General features: G+C 48.7%; 1 protein-coding gene. It reads left to right on the top strand.

Annotation, left to right across the window (positions count from 1 at the left end):
* A partial coding sequence (locus A3729_RS15120) for an acetyl-CoA C-acyltransferase (protein WP_068634032.1) occupies positions 1–937 on the top strand: 937 nt, incomplete at both ends.

Here is a 937-nt window from a genome sequence, read left to right on the forward strand (position 1 = left end):
GTCTTCAAGGTAGCCTGTCTACTGTTCCTGCGCCTGAGCTAGGCAGCATCGTTATCAAAGAAGCGGTCGAGCGTGCGGGCCTTAAGCCTGAAGACGTACAAGAAGTGATCATGGGTAACGTATTGCCAGCCGGTCTTAAGCAAGGCCCAGCTCGCCAGGCAATGCGTCAAGCAGGCCTACCTGATGCAACGGGTGCTACCACAATCAACAAGCTTTGTGGTTCAGGTATGAAAGCGGCGATGATGGCACACGATGCGATCAAGGCAGGCACTAACGATGTAATGATTGCTGGCGGCATGGAGTCTATGTCTAACGCTCCTTATATTTTGCCAACGGCTCGTAAGGGCTTCCGCATGGGTCACGGTGACCAAGCAATGGATCACATGTTCCTAGATGGTTTGGAAGATGCTGAAACAGGTCGTCTAATGGGTTCTTTCGCACAAGAAGTTGCAGACAAGAAAGGTTATACACGTGAGCAGATGGATGACTATGCGATCCAATCACTTACTCGTGCAAAAACTGCAACGGAAGAAGGTTTGCTAAAAGCTGAAATCGTTCCAGTAACCGTTAAGTCTCGCCGTGGCGATACTGTGGTTGAGCACGATGAGCAGCCATTCAACGCTAACATCGAGAAAATCCCTAGTCTTCGCGCAGCTTTTGCTAAAGATGGTACCATCACTGCAGCGAATGCTTCATCAATCTCAGATGGCGCATCAGCACTTGTTCTAATGCGTGAAAGCGAAGCTGAAGCACGTGGCCTTAAGCCTGTTGCTCGTATCGTTGGTCATGCTACGCAATCCCAACACCCAAGTGAATTTACAATCGCTCCTGTTGGCGCAATTGAAAACTTGTTTGCTAAGACAGGCTGGACTAAAGAAGATGTTGATTTGTATGAAATCAACGAAGCCTTCGCAATGGTTGCAATGATGCCTATCAT

The sequence above is a fragment of the Oleiphilus sp. HI0043 genome, from assembly GCF_001634935.1.